At 32.1% G+C, this 20102-nt stretch carries 13 protein-coding genes; 11 read left to right on the top strand and 2 right to left on the bottom strand.

Going from position 1 to position 20102, the window contains the following annotated elements; all coding sequences use genetic code 11:
* Nucleotides 1-33: 33 nt before the first annotated feature.
* The 5 genes from AC59HC_RS19755 (at nt 34) to AC59HC_RS19775 (ending at nt 3348) form a co-directional block, all read left to right on the top strand.
* Nucleotides 34-372, top strand: a complete 339-nt coding sequence (locus tag AC59HC_RS19755; RefSeq protein WP_142718462.1) for a DUF4280 domain-containing protein — start codon at nt 34-36, stop codon at nt 370-372.
* A gap of 447 nt (nt 373-819) precedes the next feature.
* Nucleotides 820-1413 (top strand): Crp/Fnr family transcriptional regulator, encoded by a 594-nt coding sequence (locus tag AC59HC_RS19760; RefSeq protein WP_142718461.1) that lies wholly within the window; start codon nt 820-822, stop codon nt 1411-1413.
* A 220-nt stretch (nt 1414-1633) separates the two neighbouring features.
* Entirely contained in the window at nt 1634-2035 is a 402-nt protein-coding gene (locus AC59HC_RS19765) for a putative signal transducing protein (protein ID WP_185149914.1), read from the top strand.
* Between the two features lie 493 nt (nt 2036-2528).
* Nucleotides 2529-3011, top strand: a complete 483-nt coding sequence (locus AC59HC_RS19770) for a hypothetical protein (protein ID WP_228451559.1) — start codon at nt 2529-2531, stop codon at nt 3009-3011.
* Between the two features lie 64 nt (nt 3012-3075).
* Nucleotides 3076-3348 carry a hypothetical protein gene (locus tag AC59HC_RS19775; protein ID WP_142718459.1) on the top strand — a complete coding sequence of 91 codons (273 nt, stop codon included), beginning with the start codon at nt 3076-3078 and terminating at the stop codon, nt 3346-3348.
* Nucleotides 3349-3634: 286 nt separating this feature from the next.
* On the opposite strand, the gene AC59HC_RS19780 is transcribed toward AC59HC_RS19775, so the two are convergent.
* A complete protein-coding gene (locus tag AC59HC_RS19780; RefSeq protein ID WP_142718458.1) occupies nt 3635-3877 on the bottom strand; it encodes a hypothetical protein in 243 nt (80 codons plus the stop codon).
* A 676-nt stretch (nt 3878-4553) separates the two neighbouring features.
* Between AC59HC_RS19780 and AC59HC_RS19785 the strand changes: the two genes are divergently transcribed.
* A complete protein-coding gene (locus AC59HC_RS19785) occupies nt 4554-4631 on the top strand; it encodes a hypothetical protein (protein WP_496559222.1) in 78 nt (25 codons plus the stop codon).
* Nucleotides 4632-7595: 2964 nt separating this feature from the next.
* On the opposite strand, the gene AC59HC_RS19790 is transcribed toward AC59HC_RS19785, so the two are convergent.
* Complete coding sequence (locus AC59HC_RS19790; RefSeq protein WP_142718457.1) at nt 7596-8402, bottom strand: hypothetical protein; 807 nt, start codon at nt 8400-8402, stop codon at nt 7596-7598.
* A 373-nt stretch (nt 8403-8775) separates the two neighbouring features.
* Here AC59HC_RS19790 and AC59HC_RS19795 point away from each other — a divergent pair, with 373 nt between their 5' ends.
* The 5 genes from AC59HC_RS19795 (at nt 8776) to AC59HC_RS19815 (ending at nt 19791) form a co-directional block, all read left to right on the top strand.
* A complete protein-coding gene (locus tag AC59HC_RS19795; protein ID WP_142718456.1) occupies nt 8776-8970 on the top strand; it encodes a hypothetical protein in 195 nt (64 codons plus the stop codon).
* A gap of 1838 nt (nt 8971-10808) precedes the next feature.
* Nucleotides 10809-11948: a DcaP family trimeric outer membrane transporter gene (locus AC59HC_RS19800; protein ID WP_496559212.1), complete on the top strand. Its 1140-nt coding sequence runs from the start codon at nt 10809-10811 to the stop codon at nt 11946-11948.
* Nucleotides 11949-12513: 565 nt separating this feature from the next.
* Nucleotides 12514-13239: a glycosyltransferase family 2 protein gene (locus tag AC59HC_RS19805; protein WP_142718453.1), complete on the top strand. Its 726-nt coding sequence runs from the start codon at nt 12514-12516 to the stop codon at nt 13237-13239.
* 1133 nt (nt 13240-14372) lie between these two features.
* Complete coding sequence (locus tag AC59HC_RS19810; RefSeq protein WP_142718452.1) at nt 14373-15590, top strand: FISUMP domain-containing protein; 1218 nt, start codon at nt 14373-14375, stop codon at nt 15588-15590.
* 454 nt (nt 15591-16044) lie between these two features.
* Entirely contained in the window at nt 16045-19791 is a 3747-nt protein-coding gene (locus tag AC59HC_RS19815) for a T9SS type B sorting domain-containing protein (RefSeq protein WP_142718451.1), read from the top strand.
* The last annotated feature ends 311 nt before the right edge of the window (nt 19792-20102 follow it).

Below are 20102 nucleotides of genomic sequence, written 5' to 3' on the forward strand. Positions count from 1 at the left end.
ATATAAATGTATTACAATTAAGTTCCGTAAGATATGCCAGAGATCATTACAGAGAGAGCTTCTTTATTATGTGATAAAGGAGTAACACCTTCACTGCTGAAGGTTACAAGCAATTGCTTTTATCAAGCCGATAATAAGTTAATTGCTACGGAAGAAGATAAACAGACAGAAATCAATATTGGTTCCTTTGGAATTTGCACCGTTACCAAAATAAAATGTATTCCTGTCATTGCAAAGTGGGAGAATACGGCGAAGGACACTTGTATTAACAATCACAAGGTTCTCACGGAAAAAAGCACATGCCATTGCGGTACGGGTGGTAAAATTTCCGTTACGAATAAAGGACACTGTGAAAAGCATGATGTAGAATAAATGAATACGTTTCGTTTATTAAGAAAATCTGAGGCTTACTATAACTTTTTTCTCTTTATAATAATCAGCGGTTCCTTAGCCTGATTAGTTAAAAAATTACATTTTTTTAGTGATAATACGACCTTGAATGAGTAGAATTTTAAAAATGAACTTTTTACATTTGTTCTGTTAATAATCTAATTATTAATTCTTTATTGCAGTATTGTGGTATCTGATACAATGATTCTTATATCTGTATGATTCTCCAGATACACGGCATTTCCGGGAATGCTGAAATATGAAGCAGATCTGCTATATCAGTAGGTTTATTTTGCTTGTTTAATCGTATATATGTTCAAGGAACAAAGAATATACTTTCATAGCTGGCTTTCTTATAGTATCGAAGCTTGATAGTATTACAAAACTATAACCTAAGTAATTTTATTCAACTTTTTTAAAAGGAGTAGTATGATAATAGACGAAGATTTGCTTTTAGCAAAAGGTGAAATTAGGTATTATAAACCAAATGAATTGATTTTTTGTGAAGATGAATTTCCTTTTTATTATTATCAGATAATAAATGGCAAAGTAAAGCTAAACAGCTACAAAGAAGAAGGAAAAGAGTTCATTCACAATATATTTTCAGATGGACAAAGTTTTGGTGAATATACACTATTTGCTGAAAAGCCATATCCGATGAATGCTGAGACTGTTACACAAAGTAGTATTGTAAGACTCCCCAAACAGGCGTTTCTTGAATTAGTAGGGCAGAGTACTGAATTATTATCAGTTATGGTAAAGAACCTTTCTCATGGAATGTATGATGAATGTATTATTAAGAAGTATCTTACTTCTCTAAGCCCTGTGGTTAAAATCAGGGGGCTGCTGGATTATCTAAAAAGTTTTCAGAAAAAGAAATTCATTTATTCTTTCAAGATACCGCTAACCAGGAAACAGATTGCCTGTCTGACCGGTCTCTGTGAGGAAACGGTTATCAGAACATTAAAAAAAATGGAGAAGGATAAGATTGTTACCATCAGGAATGGAAAAATTTTTTATTAACCTGTTGGTTGTGCTGAGGTTATTTATCATCGGACTTTAGCCTCTGGTAAGAATCGAACGTTTTATAGGATTACAGTAAGGCTGCAATTAAATTAATGAATATAGACCTAACAGAATGAAAGGTCATTATGTCTATAGAGCTGCTATTTTCAAAACTTTTACCTGCAACGATCTTATCTGTATTGTGGCTCATACTTGTTTCATATATATATATTAGCATATGTCCAGATTGATCAGTATTAAATTTTACAGACAAATTAGCAATGCCAGAGAAGACAAGCAATTGTTGGAAAAAAACGGAATTAACTGTTTTATAGGTAACGAGAATCTTTTTAATGCTGATTGGATGCTCTCGAAGACTGGTGGTGGAATACAACTACAGGTTTTTGATGTTGATGTTGAGGATGCCATACATATCCTGGAAAAGGAACATACAGAAGATCCTAAAATAGGGATTGAGGTATCAAATCCGGTGTGTACCCGATGTGGCTCCCATCATGTTTTTCAGATTGAAAAACTGGGTGGTGTTTTCGGTATGAGTTGGTACATCCTTGGATTTCCGAGTGAAATTTCAAAAACATATTACTACTGTTATTATTGCGATGGCGAGTTTACTTGCTGAAACACTGATGAAAAGTATTGGAGATTATTAAATAAGATAGCAATAAGATTCATGAAAAAGATATGATATTATGCCATTATTATTTGTAATGGTTAATTCTAGACCAGCATTCTAATTTTACTCCTCTATTATGCTATATTTTGTTAGTTTAAAAACTATAGTTTATTCGTAATAATACGAGTATGTTTAAACGAAATATGGAAAATATCTTTTTAGCTTTGTAATAAGTTTTTAAAGAATATTTCATCATCAAAAACATTTGGAATATTTAAATCTGAATTATTTGTTTCTCATTATCCGGTATTGGGTAAAACCTTTGCCGGATTTATTTTCTTTTAAGTCTAACACCAAACATAAAAATAATATTTCTGTCATTTAATAAGTAGAGGAAGCATGTATTTGTAGCATTAGAAAATGCTAAAGAAGGGTAAAATCACAGATCCAAAAAATCAGAGATGTTAACATCATTATATTAATGCAAAAAATCGATTTTATGCTAAAACCATGTATTTTTCTTCTATCAGGTTTACTGTTTCTATCTTGTTCAAATAAATCAGGGAACACAGGAATATCTTATCATTCGGTAATACAAAATATTCCCATAACCGATACACTTAAAGCCGTTAAAAGTCAGGAAGCTGAAAGAACGGTTACTAATGCAGTTATTACCCGTATTGTAGATATGCATCAATTTCCTATTGAAATTCATGAAGAACTGACTAATGAAAATCAGAAGTTGGTGCTACACTTGAGAAACATCAGAAGAACTAAAATATCCGGACGTATTATTCCGGAGTCTGGGCAGGATAATATCCGCTTTAATAACATTGAGCTGAATCAACGAAGTATTGACGGTCCTTTTGGAAAAGACTTTGAATATGAGCTTAACAAGGTAGGAGATTACAGTATTGTAATACAAAAAAGTTTAATGGCTTCTGGAAGCCAGATCGGGAAATTTAGAATTATTCTGAAATAATACTCTGAATCATTTATCAATATTAGGTTTTATCCTAATTTATGTTCAATTAAAAAATTAATATATGAAAAATGTAAATCAATTTGTGAATAATATTCCATTTGACAAAGTTATTGTTTTTGACAGAGATGGAAATCAGATGGTTTTAACAACTTACAAGATTATCATAGAGCTGGATGGAAAACAATATTTCATTGAGAATCATCCTCATCCGCGAAAACCGGACGGACTAAGCATTTACTTTGATGCTAACCGGGGTAATCCAAAATATTTTGCAGTTTATCCCGGAGGTGGTAATCTGGTACATTTGTCCATTAACTGTTGTGAAAATTTATAAAGTCGTGTTTTTTAACAATAATACATTTTTTAACAAAAATGAGACAACATTCATTTCCCGACAAAATCAAATTCTCAACCTTATTTTGAGATTTACCAAGGCTCTCATTAAGTTCATTTCTAAAAGAAGTGATAAAGTTAGTTATAATAATATTTGAACTGCAAGAGGAATGTAATGTATTATTTTATTGTCTTCAGCAGAACATTTCTAGCCATTTAATAATCCTTTCGTTTGATTGATTTTGCATATCGTCAATTATCAAAAATGACAATTGGTTAAAACAATTTTATCTGCAATTGAGGATTTGGTCTTCACACATTCTATACACCATATATTTGTTGTCTGTTGAAAATTTAATACAGGACTGATCATTAAATCTTTTAGGATCTTTCCTGTATTCATTCATATATCTTTGGAAATCCTCTGCTTTTGAGGGGAGAATCATAATTTCTGAAGGACTGTAATTCCTTAATTCTTCCAAACTTTTTAGAATTTCTTTTTTGTGGTTTAATGCCTGATTATAATCCATGATTAGTATTTTTTGATATTGAAGTTAGAAATAGCCAGCATATTTCATATACCGGTTACACGATCACGTCAGTTTTGATTCTGATTAAAACTATTCAGCTTACATTATGATACGCTATTCACGAAAAAAGTTTGGGTGATAAATATTATTCAAAAATAATTAAAAAACTGCAAAAAACAAATAGGTTATTTCTATTTAAAGGAGTTAATATCTTGAATATTAGTTATTTATGCTCATGTTGATATTTGTAATTTACAGTGTATGTAATTAAGGTAAATTATTCAATGAATGATTTTTTCTGTAGAGAAAAGCTATGTCATTTTATTGAACGTTTTGTAAATATATATTTGAAGCGGTATTCCAGGTACTACTTTACTTTTTTAGTATGAATTTAAAAATTAAATATTTTCACCAAATTGAGATATAATATAATAATCTTAAGAAATTATAAGTATGGAATGATTTTTATTTATAGTTAAAAAACTATAAATAATTAGCAAAAATACTACAATGTAGAAGGTCTCTGCTACGAGTAAATTGTCAATACTTTTGTTCTAAATCTAATGCCAGATCATGAAATTTTCTATTCTTATAGCTAACCATAATAACGGTAAGTTTTAAAAGTTGTTATGATTCTCTAATCAATCAAACTTACCATAACTGGGAAGCAATTATTCTGGACGACTGTTTTACAGATGCTTCAATAAAGGTCATAAAAGATACTATCGGATCTGATCACTGTTTTAAATTGTAAATTCGATGAAAACCTTATTCCGATCCATATTCAAGATAACGAAAAGATCAGAAATAACGACTGATATTTTTTCAATTGTCTAATGCAGATTGTATTAGACTAACTTTAAAAATTGCAGAAGATCAAAGTCCTATATGGGATTATATGAAAAAAGGAAATTTAAATTTATCAATAAAGTTCACTGTTACTACAGAATGCATGGAGGAGGTGTTTCCAAGAATATTAATAAAGAAAATGAGAGGGAATATGTCTTGGTATTCAGGAATAAAAAGTTTGCTTATAAATTTGTTCACAGACCTGACAATTATTATCCATTTATCTTGATCCAAGATGTGTCTTTTTAACAATGATATATTATTTTATTAAAAATCTGGCTCATTTTGCCGGATTTCTTTATTCTTTCAACCTTTTCTATCTACATTGTATTTAATCTTTCTAACTAGGTGCTAATGAATTTATTCTGTATTATTTTAGATAATCTTCTAAAGACAGATAAGGATTAAGGCCTTCCAATTCAACAAAAAGAAGAGAACCATCAGAAAGACAGTAGACATCTATTCTTTAATCCTTTTCTTAATGTTATTATATTTGATAATTAATCTGCAAATGTAATTTTCCCAACTGGGGGAAATATTCAACTCTTAAAAAGGTATATCTGGTAAAAATAAATGTAATTCAGAACTATTTGATATTCTTATGAGTTGCAGTATTTAGATTTTAATGTAAGTCCAAAACTGAATATCTTATTGATGATTACTTTAGATAAAAAACTACTATTTTATAGTAATAATATGACTAATAATCAGTATTGTATCTACTAATGAATTGTTAAATTTGTTGAAGATCTGATGTAAATAATTTCTTTACTATAACAGCAATATTGAAATGTTAATCTGCATACTACATGGAAGGGAATTTTCAAGAGATGGATATTATGATGTTGATCCAAATTTAAATGTATAAAGCTGAAGAAAGAAATCGAATTTACACAAATATATTTATTAACAAATAGCCATTACAATGATTTAACAAATGAGAAAAATGTATTTATTACCTATCTTTAGAGAAGTTGTATTAATTATTGAATCATAGATTATTATCCTTTTAAAAAAGTGTTTTTTAAGTTTTCTGACCCTGTGCGGCAATGAAATATACTTGCCGCACTTTTTATCAGCTCATTGAGAAAGCCGATGATAGTTTACAGATTAATTATACTAATAAATAATATGTTGTTACAACTGCTTGAGATAACCATGAAGACTACAAGTTAAGTTATATTAAAAACACAATTTTCTATAGAAAATCTTAATGTCTGTCTTAAGATATGGTAACAATAATTAGGGTGCATTGCCGTAACTGCCGTTGATAATTTTGGAATAGAATGAAGAATTGTACAAACATTTATATTTCTTTTCAGTGGCAGCACGGAGCCCCGCAAATAATAATGGAAACAAAATTATTAAATCCAACTTGATGCTGTATCTGATATTTTAAGTTTATATATTTTAATCATTATTATATCTCTTTTCAGGTTTATTTTTAAGAAGATTAAATTTATTTGATTTTTTATTTATAAATGTAAAGTGATGCAGATTGACAAATAGCTCCGTAAACTAAATCTTTATTTTTCTTTATTGTAATTGAGTAGATATGGTGCCCACTGAAAAAGCAAACTCTGCTTATTCTCGTTTGAAAATACTCTGCGATGCGGATCATTCAATAATTATATTATTTTCTACCTTACAGGTGGGATGGTAAATGAGATTTCCAAACCAATATATGAATGAGGAGATGTTCAGACCTTTGGGTTATACGCTGACATCAGTCACATCTCTTTAATAAATGGCATGTAGTAAGTTATTTTAAATCAAGATTCAGAATATTTGATTTTGGCTTGTATAGATCAAAAAATTCCGATATCACGACAAAGAAAGATTTGTAAATCCCCTTGTACAGTTGAATCGCAGACTTCATTAGCCGCATTTAGATGCGTCACAGTTGTCCTTTTTCGCGGAGAAGTACTGTATTATTCAATTTTTTGCTGAGATTATTTTATCCTTTATTAACTATATAAACTGATCCTACTCATAATTTTTCATATTTTCAGATATTATATTTACATTATTCCTTATGGTTAGGATTCATCATTAATTATAAGGGCTTTTTTTAGTGTTTAAGCTTCCCTAATGGGAAGCTTTTTTTAAGTATTCTCTACTTCTTCTACTTGGGTATATGTGTTTTTAATTAAAGTGTATTCTAATGAAAAGTATACTTAAATAATTTCTGGTGATTAGCAATGAACTAGAAATTACATAGTTATTCAAGTGTCTGGAATACGAAAACATTTGTTACTGGCTATTGACTGACACTTACCCGTGAAAGAATACAAGCCATCAATACAATGCAAAAAGATGAACAGATTTTTTAACTATTGATACGAATAAAGATACGGTTATCCAAGTAATTTTAACTTTTAAAACTTGTTTAGTATATAATCATTGTATATTAGCGGAAATATTATTCCTGAGTCGACTATGATTACTTCCACGGAAATTTATGAGTTATTGGAACATCAAAATTCTATGGTGTTCCGGATTAAAGATGTAACAATCATTTACTGAATTTTTTAGAAAGTTTCGGATTTTTAGGAGCTGCATCGCTATTAAAGCTCTCAGTGTAGTATATAACAATAAAATCAAGGTAAATGTATCATTACAAGATATAGGTTTGTAGTTTAATTACTGCATTTTTTAGATTTATTACTGCCGTCTCAGAATTCATGACAAAAAGGTTCTTTATAAGTTTGTTTACAGACCTTAAAATTATTATTCATTATCTTGCTCGAAGATGTATTTTTTTAATAACAGGTCTGAATGATATATTAATTTTATTAAGAATCCGGCGCAATAAGTCAGATTTATTTTTTACTCTCTATCTGGCTATTGAGTAAAACATCCCGTTTATCTACATAATATCTAATATCTCTACCCAGTTTTTGATGAATCTGTCCTGTTTAGTTTTAGGCAGTATTTCCAAGGAAAGATAAGGATTAAGGTCTTCTAATTCAACAAGGAGAAGAGAACCATCAGAAAGACAGCAGACATCTACTCTTGTAATCCCTCTTTTAAGGTTATTCCAATTAATGAATTGATCTGCAAATGCAATTTCCCTGGCTGAGGGAAAATATTCAATAAGCTCCCACCTCTTATTTTTTTCCGGTGCATATAAAGCATATTGAAACCGATCATTGAGATAAACAAAAGAGATTTCATATTTAAAATCAATAAAGGGTTGTATAATCTTACCATTAAGTTCTGTGGTATGAATATATTTATTGTTCACTTTTTCCTGACCTGTTGAATCTGCACCATTCTTCATTTTAACCATATAGCTTCCAGGAGTTCCCAGTCTGTGCAGTTCATCTCTATTTTCTACAGTAGGAATAACTGGGAAATTATCCTTTGTCAGTTTCAGTAAATAATCTTTTCCTTTCTGATCACCTTTTCCATCAAATGAATTGAATGTTAAAAGATTTCTCTTTTTAACATTGTCGATAAATTCTTTGAAATAAGGTTCATAATTCATCACAGATCCTGTATTTCTGAAAATAATGATATCTCCATATTCCAGATAAGAATTTACTTGATGTGGATGGCCGATCAGTATATTAAAGTTATTTTTCAATTTTGATGTAATATATAGATCTTCTTTGTAGTAGGCTCTTCCTTTAGCCTCATAGTAAAAGTCCGTAAGATATAAAATGGTTTTCATTCTCAATAGTATATCTGGTAAAAATAAATTTAATTCGGACCCATCGGATATTCTTATATGTAGTAGTATTTAGATTTTAATGTCAATCAAAAACTAATATTTATTAATAATTGTTTTAGATAAAAAACTATAAATTTATAGTGATAATACTACTAATAATCAGTATTTTATTTACTAATGAAGTGTTAAATTTGCTAAAGTATTTATAACATCAATAGTGAAAACGTAACCTATAATATTACATAAAGGAGAATTTTTATGAGATAGTATATTATGATTTTTTTATCCGAACGTAAATATATACTGAAGAAAGAAATCTACTTTTCATAATATATTAACAAATAGTCATTACAATATTTAACAAATGAAAAAAATGTATTTATTACTCCTACTATTTTTTGATGCTCTGTCTTATGTACAAATAATGGCCAACAATGTGGTTGTTAGGCCTACTTTAGATATTACAAGTAACGGGATTAATCATTTCTTGGGTGACGAGGACGGGGTAATTCCCTTAAAAATGCAGATACTGCAGGAGTTTGCAGCTGCTTTGTTCATCAAGATTTAAGTAATCCTCCCTATGTGATTTAAAAAGTTGCTGGATTGTTTATAAGTGTGTTTAAGAATAAATTCTATTGATTGGTATTGACTAGCACATTAACAGGCTATTATAGGGTTTGTTTCTTCATTCAAACCTGTGCGGCAAAGAAATTTGCCGCACTTTAAAAAAACTAAAAAGTCAAATGAGAATATAAAATTTTTTGATAGTTACTTCAATATTGAAATACTTAACAATATATCCGAAATCTTCATTATATTTTAACTTATAACCATGTTTAACTATAGATATATTTTGTTACGACAACTTAAGACTACCATGATTTATTTGAATTAAAAACACAAAGTTCCTATATAAATTTGTAACTCCCTGTCTTAAGAAGTGGTGACCATTATAAGGGAGCATAGTCCGTAGCTGCACTGATTGTCATTGAATTAAATGAAGATTTATGCAAAAACATTTATATTTTACTTTCAGTAGCAGTACGGAGCCCCCGCAAAAATATAATATTTATTTCTCTATAAGTTTAATTTCAGGAAGTGGCTTTCTCATTTTGAGAAAGCTACTTTATTTTTATCCCGATGCACCATCAATAAAATCCTTAATACAAAGTAGAACTTTAGAATGATAAGCCTGATTTTATATTAATAAAACATCAGAAGGTTGTTTTATTTCAATGGAAATTACATTTTGACTATTATAGGGATCACGTCTATTTAGATAGTTTGGCTGTTTAAAACACACAATAAGATAATTATTAATAAAAACATCAAATCATTTTAAAAAACATCAAATTACCGAAGCTGATCAGTTACCGATCAAATCAATGGTTTGCTTTATGATGGAACTGGAAAACTTATTCAAGTAATACGAGAATATCTTCTTTCATCCGGCGAAACAGTTTCCACCGCTGGATTTTTACAGTTTTTTTTTCTCTTAGATGAAAGACGTTTTCTGGTCCTTTTAAAGGAGGAATAATTGCTTACATTGAATGAAAAAGTACACCTTCCTTCCGTGAATAAAGATGAGGCCCAGCAATATAATTGTGTCTTCCGTCAGATTGCCAAACAATGCCTTAGAAGTTGCTTCTCTTTATAAAACGGATTGGTCCATAGGTATAACCAGATATGCTTTACCAATAAAAGAATCAAAAGGAAAAATCTATTCTTGTTTTGCGATAGCTTGCAAGGGAAAGGTTATACCTTCAGAAAAACCGGATCTCCAGATCAAAAACGATGAATGTATGGGAGAAAGCAGAGGTAATTATAATACGTGATATCAGTATCTTATAGCTCAGATTTCAGATAAAAGTAGTTTGATAGCATTAAGTCAGTACCATGCTTTTAACCTGACTTATGATTTAGGACTTCTTTTAATAAAAGGATTATCTAGACTACCAAATAAGAGAAGGTTTAAAGATTGTATCCGGGGCTATGTTTTTTGCCCTTGAATCGTATCAATTAGATGACACGAAAGAATAGGATATGAGAAAAAACCTTTTGAACATGTAACTGTTATACTTATTCAAGCCCAATTGACTGGACCTTCCAATTATTGAGGCTTTTCATTTATGTAAAGCTTCCCCTTAGGAGAAGCTTTTATAGATTTAACTTTTGATATTTTCTAGTAATATTTCAATTATTAATATGTGAACAAAAAGCTGACTTCAATCATGATTCACATAAGGATAACAGTATAAATTTGTTTTTCTATAGGTGTTTAATTCAGTATTAACTAAAAAAATAAATATTCAATCCGGAAAAATAAGACTACAAAAACTTGCGAAAGTTTACACAAAACACAATATTACGATGAAAAAAATACAAAGATCTCTAATCTTGTTTATTATGGCAATTATTTATATAAAAGCTCCAGCACAAATTGTTCTCACCAAAACACAAACTGCTGATAATGAATTTGAAGTTTCCTTAAAACTTCTTTTACAAGCAAACTATGGAATTACGTTTCAAAATATGAGTGCGGCTGACGGCTTTGTTCCGCAAGCCATAGAAGTTCCTCAGCGTGATGATGCAAGGGGATATTTCAGTATGAAACAGACCACGATAGGATTAGAAATAAAGAAAGAGAGTACTACTAAAGAAAATTCCTTTTATTCTTATCTTGAAATAGATTTTTACGGTAAGAACGGAGCGACAGCACCAAGATTTAAGCATGGTTTTATCCGTTGGAAAGGATTGACAATCGGACAGACAGCAAGTAACTTTTCTGATACTGAAATTTTTCCCAATATTTTTGACTTCAACGGGCCTAGTGGATTACTGTATTCCCGTAGAATACAGGTAAGCTATAGTACTCATTTTTCAAAAAAGGAAACGCTCTCGTTATCTCTCGAGGATCCCAATACTCCAAGTATTTCTCTTCCTTCAAATAATTATCTGGGATGGAGAAAAAGAGCTATACTTCCGTCATTATCAGGAGTGTACAGGTATGGAGATGAAAGAAGCTATATTAAAGCAGGGGCTATTATTATGCCTATCAGCTATGCTATGAAAGAAAATATGGGAGATAATTACAAGACCTGTACTATTGCAGGCTGGGGTGCTATGATGTCAGGAAAATTAAGATACGATGAAAGAAATATTTTCAGCTTTGAAAGTTCTTTTGGAAACGGAATAGCTACCTACAATGCTGATCTGAACGGAGAGAAGTATGATGCGGTACCTGACCCTGCTCATAAGAACCTTCTAGAAACACTGCGGTTATTTAACGTAGTTGGAATTTATGAACATTGGTGGAACCCAAAATGGAGTTCTGTTGCTTTTGCTAGCTATTCAAAGGTTGGTGGTAAAGATTTTATTCCGACCGATATGACAAAAATTCTTTACCATATGAGCCTTAACCTTATTTTTCAACCTTACAAAAGATTTAGGATAGGGATTGAAGCCAATTATGGTATAAAACGAACGTTTGACAACCAGAAAGCATCTGCCTGGAAAATTCAGACATCTACCTCTTTACAGCTTTAATAGCAATTTAAGTTTGTTTTTGTAATCAATAACTATTGTACAAATTAATTTACAAAGCTTATACATGCATACTCAATTTAATTAATAATAAATGAATTATATTGCAATTATTAAGTCAAATTTTACACGAAATTTGTAGAGATATAGCTAAAAAATTACAGATCATTAGTGAAAATACTACCTGCTATCTATTGCGGTGAGGATAAGATATTTTTACTTTTACACAGTTGTCTTTAAGCAATCATTTTTATAAGTATATTTTTGTTAGGCTAAATGATTTAAAGATATTTGCTGAATTATCACTTCATCCGGCCGAGATTGATATCTTTGCCGGATTTTTATTAGAATATTTTAAATTGATATATACACTTAATGTGTTAGAAATACATATTGGATTATAAGGTTTCTTAAAAAAAAGTTTTCCAGAACCTGGCGATCTGGAAAATGAATCCTCACTATTAATGTTGTTCAAATTCAAAGAGGCTGTCGTCATTTTGCTCAAAATGATCATTGATTATGCTTTAAACTTGTTAAAACATTATAATATAAAACTAATACCGATTAAATGAAAATTTCAGTAATTATATCAGTCTATAATGCAGAAGAATTTGTTGCAAATGCAGTAAGGTCTGCCCTACAGTTTGAGGAGGTTTGTGAGGTTTTTCTCATAGAATATGGGTCTTCAGATCATTCGCTGACAATATGTGAAAAGCTTGAAGAGGATTATGACAGGATAAAACTTTTTCAGCATAATCAATGCAGGAATAAAGGGAATATAACCAGTAGAAATTTAGGAATTGAAAACGCTTCGGGTGATTTTATTTCTTTTTTAGATGCTAGCAATTATTATCTTCCCAACCGTTTTGATGCTGAGAGAGAGCTTTTAAAGAATCAAAAAGTAGACGGTGTCTATGGAGCAGTTGGAATCCATTATTACTCACAAAGAGCAAAAGAGAAATATTATCATTTATATAAAGATTGCTTAATCCCTTGCTGTAAGAAATGTCATCCCAAGACTTTTATTCCAAGAAGGCTTAATAAGGCTGATTTGTTTGATCAATTCAGTATTGATACGTTAACAGTACGGAAAGATCGTTTGCTTGAAAAAATGCATTATCTTTTTACTTCATATTCAATGCAGGGAGACGTAGAATTTCTGTTGTCACTTTCATATTATTTGGAATTGTACTATGGAATTTTACATGAACCTGTAGCGATGCAAGGAGTTCATGATAGCTGCAAAGTATTATGGATTAGTAATAAAGAAGTTCTTTCTGCCATAACAGAATAAAAGGTTTTTAAATTGGCTCGGCAACCTGCAAACCCTTAAAACATTAGCCAAATAGTTTAAAAGTATAATGATTGTTTTACATATTGACTTATATAAAACCACATGAATTTCTAACATTAAAGGAAAAAATTGAAATAAGTTTGCACATGAGTAATTCTTTGTTATAAATCAGACTAATAAATAGAATAAAAATGTTGCATTTACGAATTATGAAGAAAAAAATTATTAATTAAAGCCATTCTAATTATTGTTATCAATTATTTGTGGGATGTAAAGTTGACCCCTGGCATATTCAGCATGAAATAAACAAAAAAGTAAGGATGTATTAATAAGAGATATGTTACAGTTTAAGAAGCAGATAGAAAATATCTTTAAGATATAAAGGTGTAAATCCAGTGATATTGACTCTTGTTTTTCATGTGTCAATTAGAATATACGCTGTAACAGTGTATGGTCATTGTTACTCATATAATAGTTTTTGTTTGATGCTCATGATCAGTTTTATTTTTTTCAAAAGTGCGGCAAATTGCTCTGCCGCACAGATTTAAACCAAACTCACAAACTTATTTTAATAATGTATTAATGCTTATTACTTTGATAAAATTTTAAAAGCTATAAAACAAATTTAACATTATATTAACAAATGTTAAATTTGGCCTAAATAGTCAAATAAATTCCGCTTAATAGAGAGACTAACGAATTAAATGAATAGGATCTATTCTGAAATACAACGTACAGAATATCCGTACGTGCGGTAGTGTCTTGTTCTGAATTTACCTTACAGTACTGTTTAGTTATTTGTAGAATGCTAACAGTCATATGTTTAAGTTGTCGTAAAAAAAACTACATAATATTAGTGATAATCCGATATGTTGTAGTTGGTGTATTATAAATTAAAAAATTACATTTGTTTTAATTTTTCTTAAAGAGATAAAGGAATTCATCTCAGAATTAATAACTAACACAAAATTTTCAGAGCTTATAAGATCGTCATATGAAATTAACGTCTAAATTTCTGATCCTAACTATTGTCAAAATGCGTTTTTAATGATTTATTGAATCTTATCTATAGAAGAATAAAACAGATTATACTAATTGAGCCAAATGAAAACTAACTATCAAATATTAAAAACATGAGAAAAATATATTTATTACCAACGATTTTTTTTGGTAGCTTATTCTATGGACAAACCTTTATAGATGCTTCAGAAGGGCTTATAATCCCTCGTCTGACGGGTAATTTTCTTCAAACAGCAGAATTAAAGGGTGTATATTCCAATGCCAAAGATGCCATTTTGGTATATGTTACCGCCCCCCCTGATCCTGAAAGGCGTACTGGCCAGGTAGAAGGGATAGATTCCAAAGGTTTCTATTATTTTGACGCAGCAAGTAACCGATGGGTAAGGATAATCTCCAGGGGTAGCGCTACAGCAGCTTTATCACAGTTGTTATGTTCTTCTTCTACCAATATAGGTATTTTGGAAGCCACACGGCCAGCTTCTGGGGTCAGTGTTATTGTGCCTTATAATGGTGGAAACGGAGGAGTCTATCCTGCTTTGAGTGTTCCTTCTATGGGTATTACAAATCTTAACGCAACCCTTTATCAAGGAAATCTTAGTGTTGGCGGTGGTTTCTTAGTATTTAACATTACTGGAATACCTCTTACTACAGGCACAGCTATCTTTAACATCAATATTGCGGGTAAAGACTGCAGTTTTAGTCTTCAAGTACAACCGAAAACCAAGTTTGATGATGTAGTAAATGTCTCCATTAACGGTCAAATCCGTCAGATAATGTCAAGAAATTTGGGTGCAAACCCTACGCAGGATCCTGATGTGCCTTCCCAAGCTATTATGGGAGATTATTTTCAATGGGGGAAAAGGAATGCGGTGGCTACGCCTTATACTCCTGATGTGGCCATCGCCGGATGGAGTACAGAAGGAGCAGCTGATAAAGCATGGAATAGTGGTACAGAAACCAATCCATTAAAAACAGTAAACGATCCCTGCCCATCAGGCTTTAGGCTTCCTACCAGAAATGAATGGGTACAGTTTAACAGCGCAAGTACTAGTAGTACTATAGGAACATGGGCTACCACACCAACAAATGGTCCAACTAATTTCACTGCAGCTATTGTATTTAATAATAATGGGAATACTTTAACTCTTCCTGTTAGCGGATACCGTAATGAGGCTTCAGGATCATTACAGAATCGAGCTCGTTTTGGATATTATTGGAGTAGTACTGAGAGTAGCACCAGTGCATATGCCTTAAATTTTGGTATTAGTGCAGTAAATGCCACTGCTTACACTCGTGGAGATGGCTTCTCAATACGCTGTATCAGTGAATAATTTAGTTTACCTAGTCTATCAGTGTTATCTCAATTAAACTACAAGGATAATCATATGGGACTATTGAGCTAACCCTGCAATTGGAAAGGCATTAGCTATTATGTGACATATATATCGAGGTTCTTCAGAAGCAGACGGCCTCTTAACAATAAATAAGAATCATAGAAACATGTGCTTAATACTGTTTGCTTGATAAACTCATTATCTTTTACTTTAACACAGGAAGACATAGAATTTATACTATTTCTTTCATATCATATAGCAGGCAAGACATCTTTTAAAATATCTAACTTAGAATTAATATTGTGAACAATAGATTTATCTATCCTAGTCTTTTTATGATCATACTAATCGATAATATTCTATAATTAAACCCATATAATACTATAGCTGACTTTTTTTATTACAATAATTTAGTTCCTAAGTTTGCATTTTTGAATTTATCTTTCAAGATATGATAATATCTAATGCATTTTTGTCTAAAGTAAAAAAGACATTACTTTTTCTTTTCCTATTTTTTTCACTGGCAGAAATTTTCGGACAAAGAGATACAGAACATTGGGTGGCTCCTTACTTTGACAGTATGGGAAGTTCATATAATCACGGACTCTATTTTTCAACAGATTCATTTACACCATTTACAGTTAAAATTTATAGCAATAATAATCAGATTGGAAGTGTTACTATCAGTAAAGGTTCTCCTGCAACTTTTATCGTAGAACCTAATTACATAAAATTGACTGGAACTTCTGAAGCAGCTTCAAAATCTAATAAGGGAATATATACTGTTGGGGAAAAGCCTTATTTCCTAACGATGCGAATTGCTACAGGTGCTCACGCTGAGATTATCACCTCTAAAGGACGGGCAGGAATAGGAACTGAATTTTTTGCTGCTGTTGCTCCTGTAACCGCGAGTTCCAATAACTATAATTTTACAGCAGGAATTCTGGCGACAGAAGATAATACGACCGTGAATATTTCAGGATATAATCCGGCAATCAGTTTTTTGAATATCGCTTCAACCCCTAGTGTGCTAACGGTAACATTAAACAAAGGACAGTCGTATACTCTTGCAGGTATAACTAATATAACCGCTAACAGAGAAGGATTTATTGGCGCAAAAATTAGTGCTGATAAGCCCATATCCGTTACCAATGGTAATTCCAATGGATTTTTTGCCACTACAGCAAATGATGGTTCTGATCTGATTATGGACCAGTCTATTCCAGTTTCACGTCTTGGAAACGAGTTTGCAATGATTAAAAGTGTTTCTACAAGTCCTTACAATGTGGACGGGGGAATTATTATTGCCACTGAAAATAATACACAGATTTACCTTAATAATGGCACTGTGCCTATTGCAACAATTAACGCGGGACAATATTATAGAATTCTGGCTAATGCGTATATTAATCAGGGGAACGGACATTCTAATATGTATGTCAAAACTTCCAAAAACGTCTATCTCTATCAACTGGTAGGAGTAGGATCCGGAGGTTATACTGGTGGGTATAACCTTATTCCTCCTTTAAACTGCTTCCTGCCAAGAAAAATTGATGAAATCGGGAAGATTAATGAAATGCCCAATATCTCATCCATATCTGTAAGGATGAATATTCTTACACAAACTGGTGCCCATATTACGGTTAACGGTGCTAGTCCAACATCTGTTCAGGGACCATATCCTCTTCAGGGAAATAATGACTGGGTGACTTATTCAATACAGAATATTACAGGAAACACAACTATTACTTCAGATAAAGCGGTTACGGCTGGAATTAACGGAGGTTATAGCAATGCTGGATATGGGGGATATTTTGCAGGTTTTTCTTCAATACCTGTTATTATGAAAAAATCCGGTGAATGTGCACCCAGTATTACTCTTGAGGTTGATGATAGCTATGATACCTACCAGTGGTATCGTAACGGAAGCAGTATTTCAGGAGCTGCCACTAACACATATTCGCCTGCTCAGGGAGGTAATTATACGGTAAGAATAACTGCCGGCTCATGTGAGCCTAAATTTACTCCTGTTTACAAGATTAACAGCTGTTTGAAGGAAACTACGAAGAATGATTCTATCTGCGGGGATCATCTCAATATTGTTCCCCAGTTTTCACAATCTTCACAAACTGTGGTTCCCGGAAGTGTTGTGATCATTACACCACCTTCCCATGGCACAGCAATTGTGGATTCCACAACAGGAAAAATTACTTACACACCTGTTTCAGGATATGTCGGAACTGACACTATTGTATATAAATTTTGCGGGAATGATCCGGAATTTCCGGATTGTGAACAGGTTAGTCTTCATATCAATATTTCAAAAACACCCAATGTTCAAAATACATCACTTAGCAACTGTTCAGTTACGAATACAGCAGTATTTAATTTAAAAGATGCTGAAACGGTTATTTCTTCAGAGCCGGGTGTCAGTTTTTCATATTATCAAAATCTGACTGATGCTAATGCCGGAAATACCAATACGTTATCAAATCCTACTGCTTATTCCTCGGGAAATATTACAATATATGTTCGCGTATCCTATGGTTTCTGTTATAGTATAGCAGAGTTGCAGCTAATTGTCAATACAAAACCTGAGCCTGTTATCAATGTTTCCTCTTCAGTGATTTGTCATGATATTCCTGTTGTACTCACCTCCAGTTTGCCTGTAGGAAACATCTGGTCGACCGGAGAGATGACACAATCCATAACTGTGCATGCAGCAGGGGTATATACGCTGGTGAATGATAACGGATCTTGTAAGAGTGATGCTGTTGCCGCTACCATTGTTAAAGATGAGGATCCGAACTTGCAGATTGCAGGAAATCTTGTATTCTGTGAAGGGGATTCTACGGTATTAACGGCTAATGCGGACGGAACAGGAAATAACTTCCTTTGGTCTAACGGTACTACCGGAAATACCCTTACTGTGACAACACCAGGAACCTATACAGTAACACTTACTACTGCTTTAGGATGTCAATACCAGCATGCGGTAACAGTGAAGATGGATTCTTTGATTGTTGTTAATATAGCTCCACCCACAAAGACTATTACATGTAATGAAACAAGCATCACGTTAGATGCAACAGGGTCTGTATACCAACCCGGTGCAGCTTTTTTTTGGACAGCAGGCTCTGGTGGAAATATTGTTTCAGGAGAGAATACTTTAACCCCTTTAGTTAACAAAGGTGGTGTTTACACATTAAGCATCAGCAGTTCAACACCTATGGGATGTGTAAAGATGGGTTCAGTCACCGTTTTAGAAGATACTGTTCCTCCTCCGGTAGTTATAACAGCTCAGCAGCTGACAATTTGTAAAGGGTATTCTGTTACTTTGACTGCTTCCGGAGCACAGACCTACATATGGACAGGATTATCAGGAAATGGCAATACACAGATTGTTTCCCCTGATGTTACCACAACATATCATGTTGAAGGAGTAGGACAGAATGGATGTTCTGCTCAGGCAGATATTACAATTACTGTCGTTCCAGCCATAACGTCCCTTCTTCGGGATATCGAAATCTGTCAGGGGCAGAAAGGAGTACTTGATGCCGGTAATGGTCCCAATTATACTTATCACTGGAGCACTGGAGAAACAACAAGAACGATTTCAGTTACTCAGGCAGGAACCTATACTGTTATCATCAGCAATGGAGTTTGCTCAAAATCATATTCGTCTGATGTTGCCTATATCCATGTTCCGGAGATTCTTGAGGTCATATACGAAAATGATGCTTTGAAGATTTTTGTCAAAAACCATGAAAATCTTCCTTTAGAATTTTCTATTGATGATGGAGTGTTATGGCAAAGTTCAGATATATTTTATAATGTCAATAAAAATACAGAATACACAATCAGAATAAGAAATATGGGGATTCTTTGTGATACCTCAGTACAGTATTATACGTTTTTCTTACCTAATGCTTTTACCCCTAACGGAGACGGGATTAATGATGTGATCAGTTTTGCAGGAATCGCAAAACTCAAAAACTTCTCAGCCGTTATTGTTGATAGGTATGGAAGGCAAATGTTTAAGGGCACAGAAAGTAATTTCATCTGGGACGGAAAATATTTAGGTGGGTCTATTCCCACTGCTTCCTATTGGTATACTGTTTCATGGGATGACCGTATCAACGGAAAGCCTGTCACCAAATCAGGATGGATACTACTGCAGAATAGAAATAATAATTGATCAAGCATATTTGTAATTTTGATTTCAACTTCTAAAGCTTTTATATTGCTCAGAATATACTATTTTTTAAACCATATAGTTGTATAACTATGGTTTATTGGTATTAATACGATGTGAAAAAGTGAATATATTTCAAAGTAAGCTTTTAAATTTGTTATGTAGTTTCATTAACATTAAGATAAAGAAATTAATCAATAAAAAATGCTATTAAGATAAATATCATATTAAGAGACCAAAGCAACAATAGGTTCTATGAATAGATTATTTAAATTTTTGATTTTAATGATCTCTATAGACCGGTTAATTTTTAT

The sequence above is a fragment of the Chryseobacterium sp. DZ-32 genome (genome assembly GCF_059587025.1).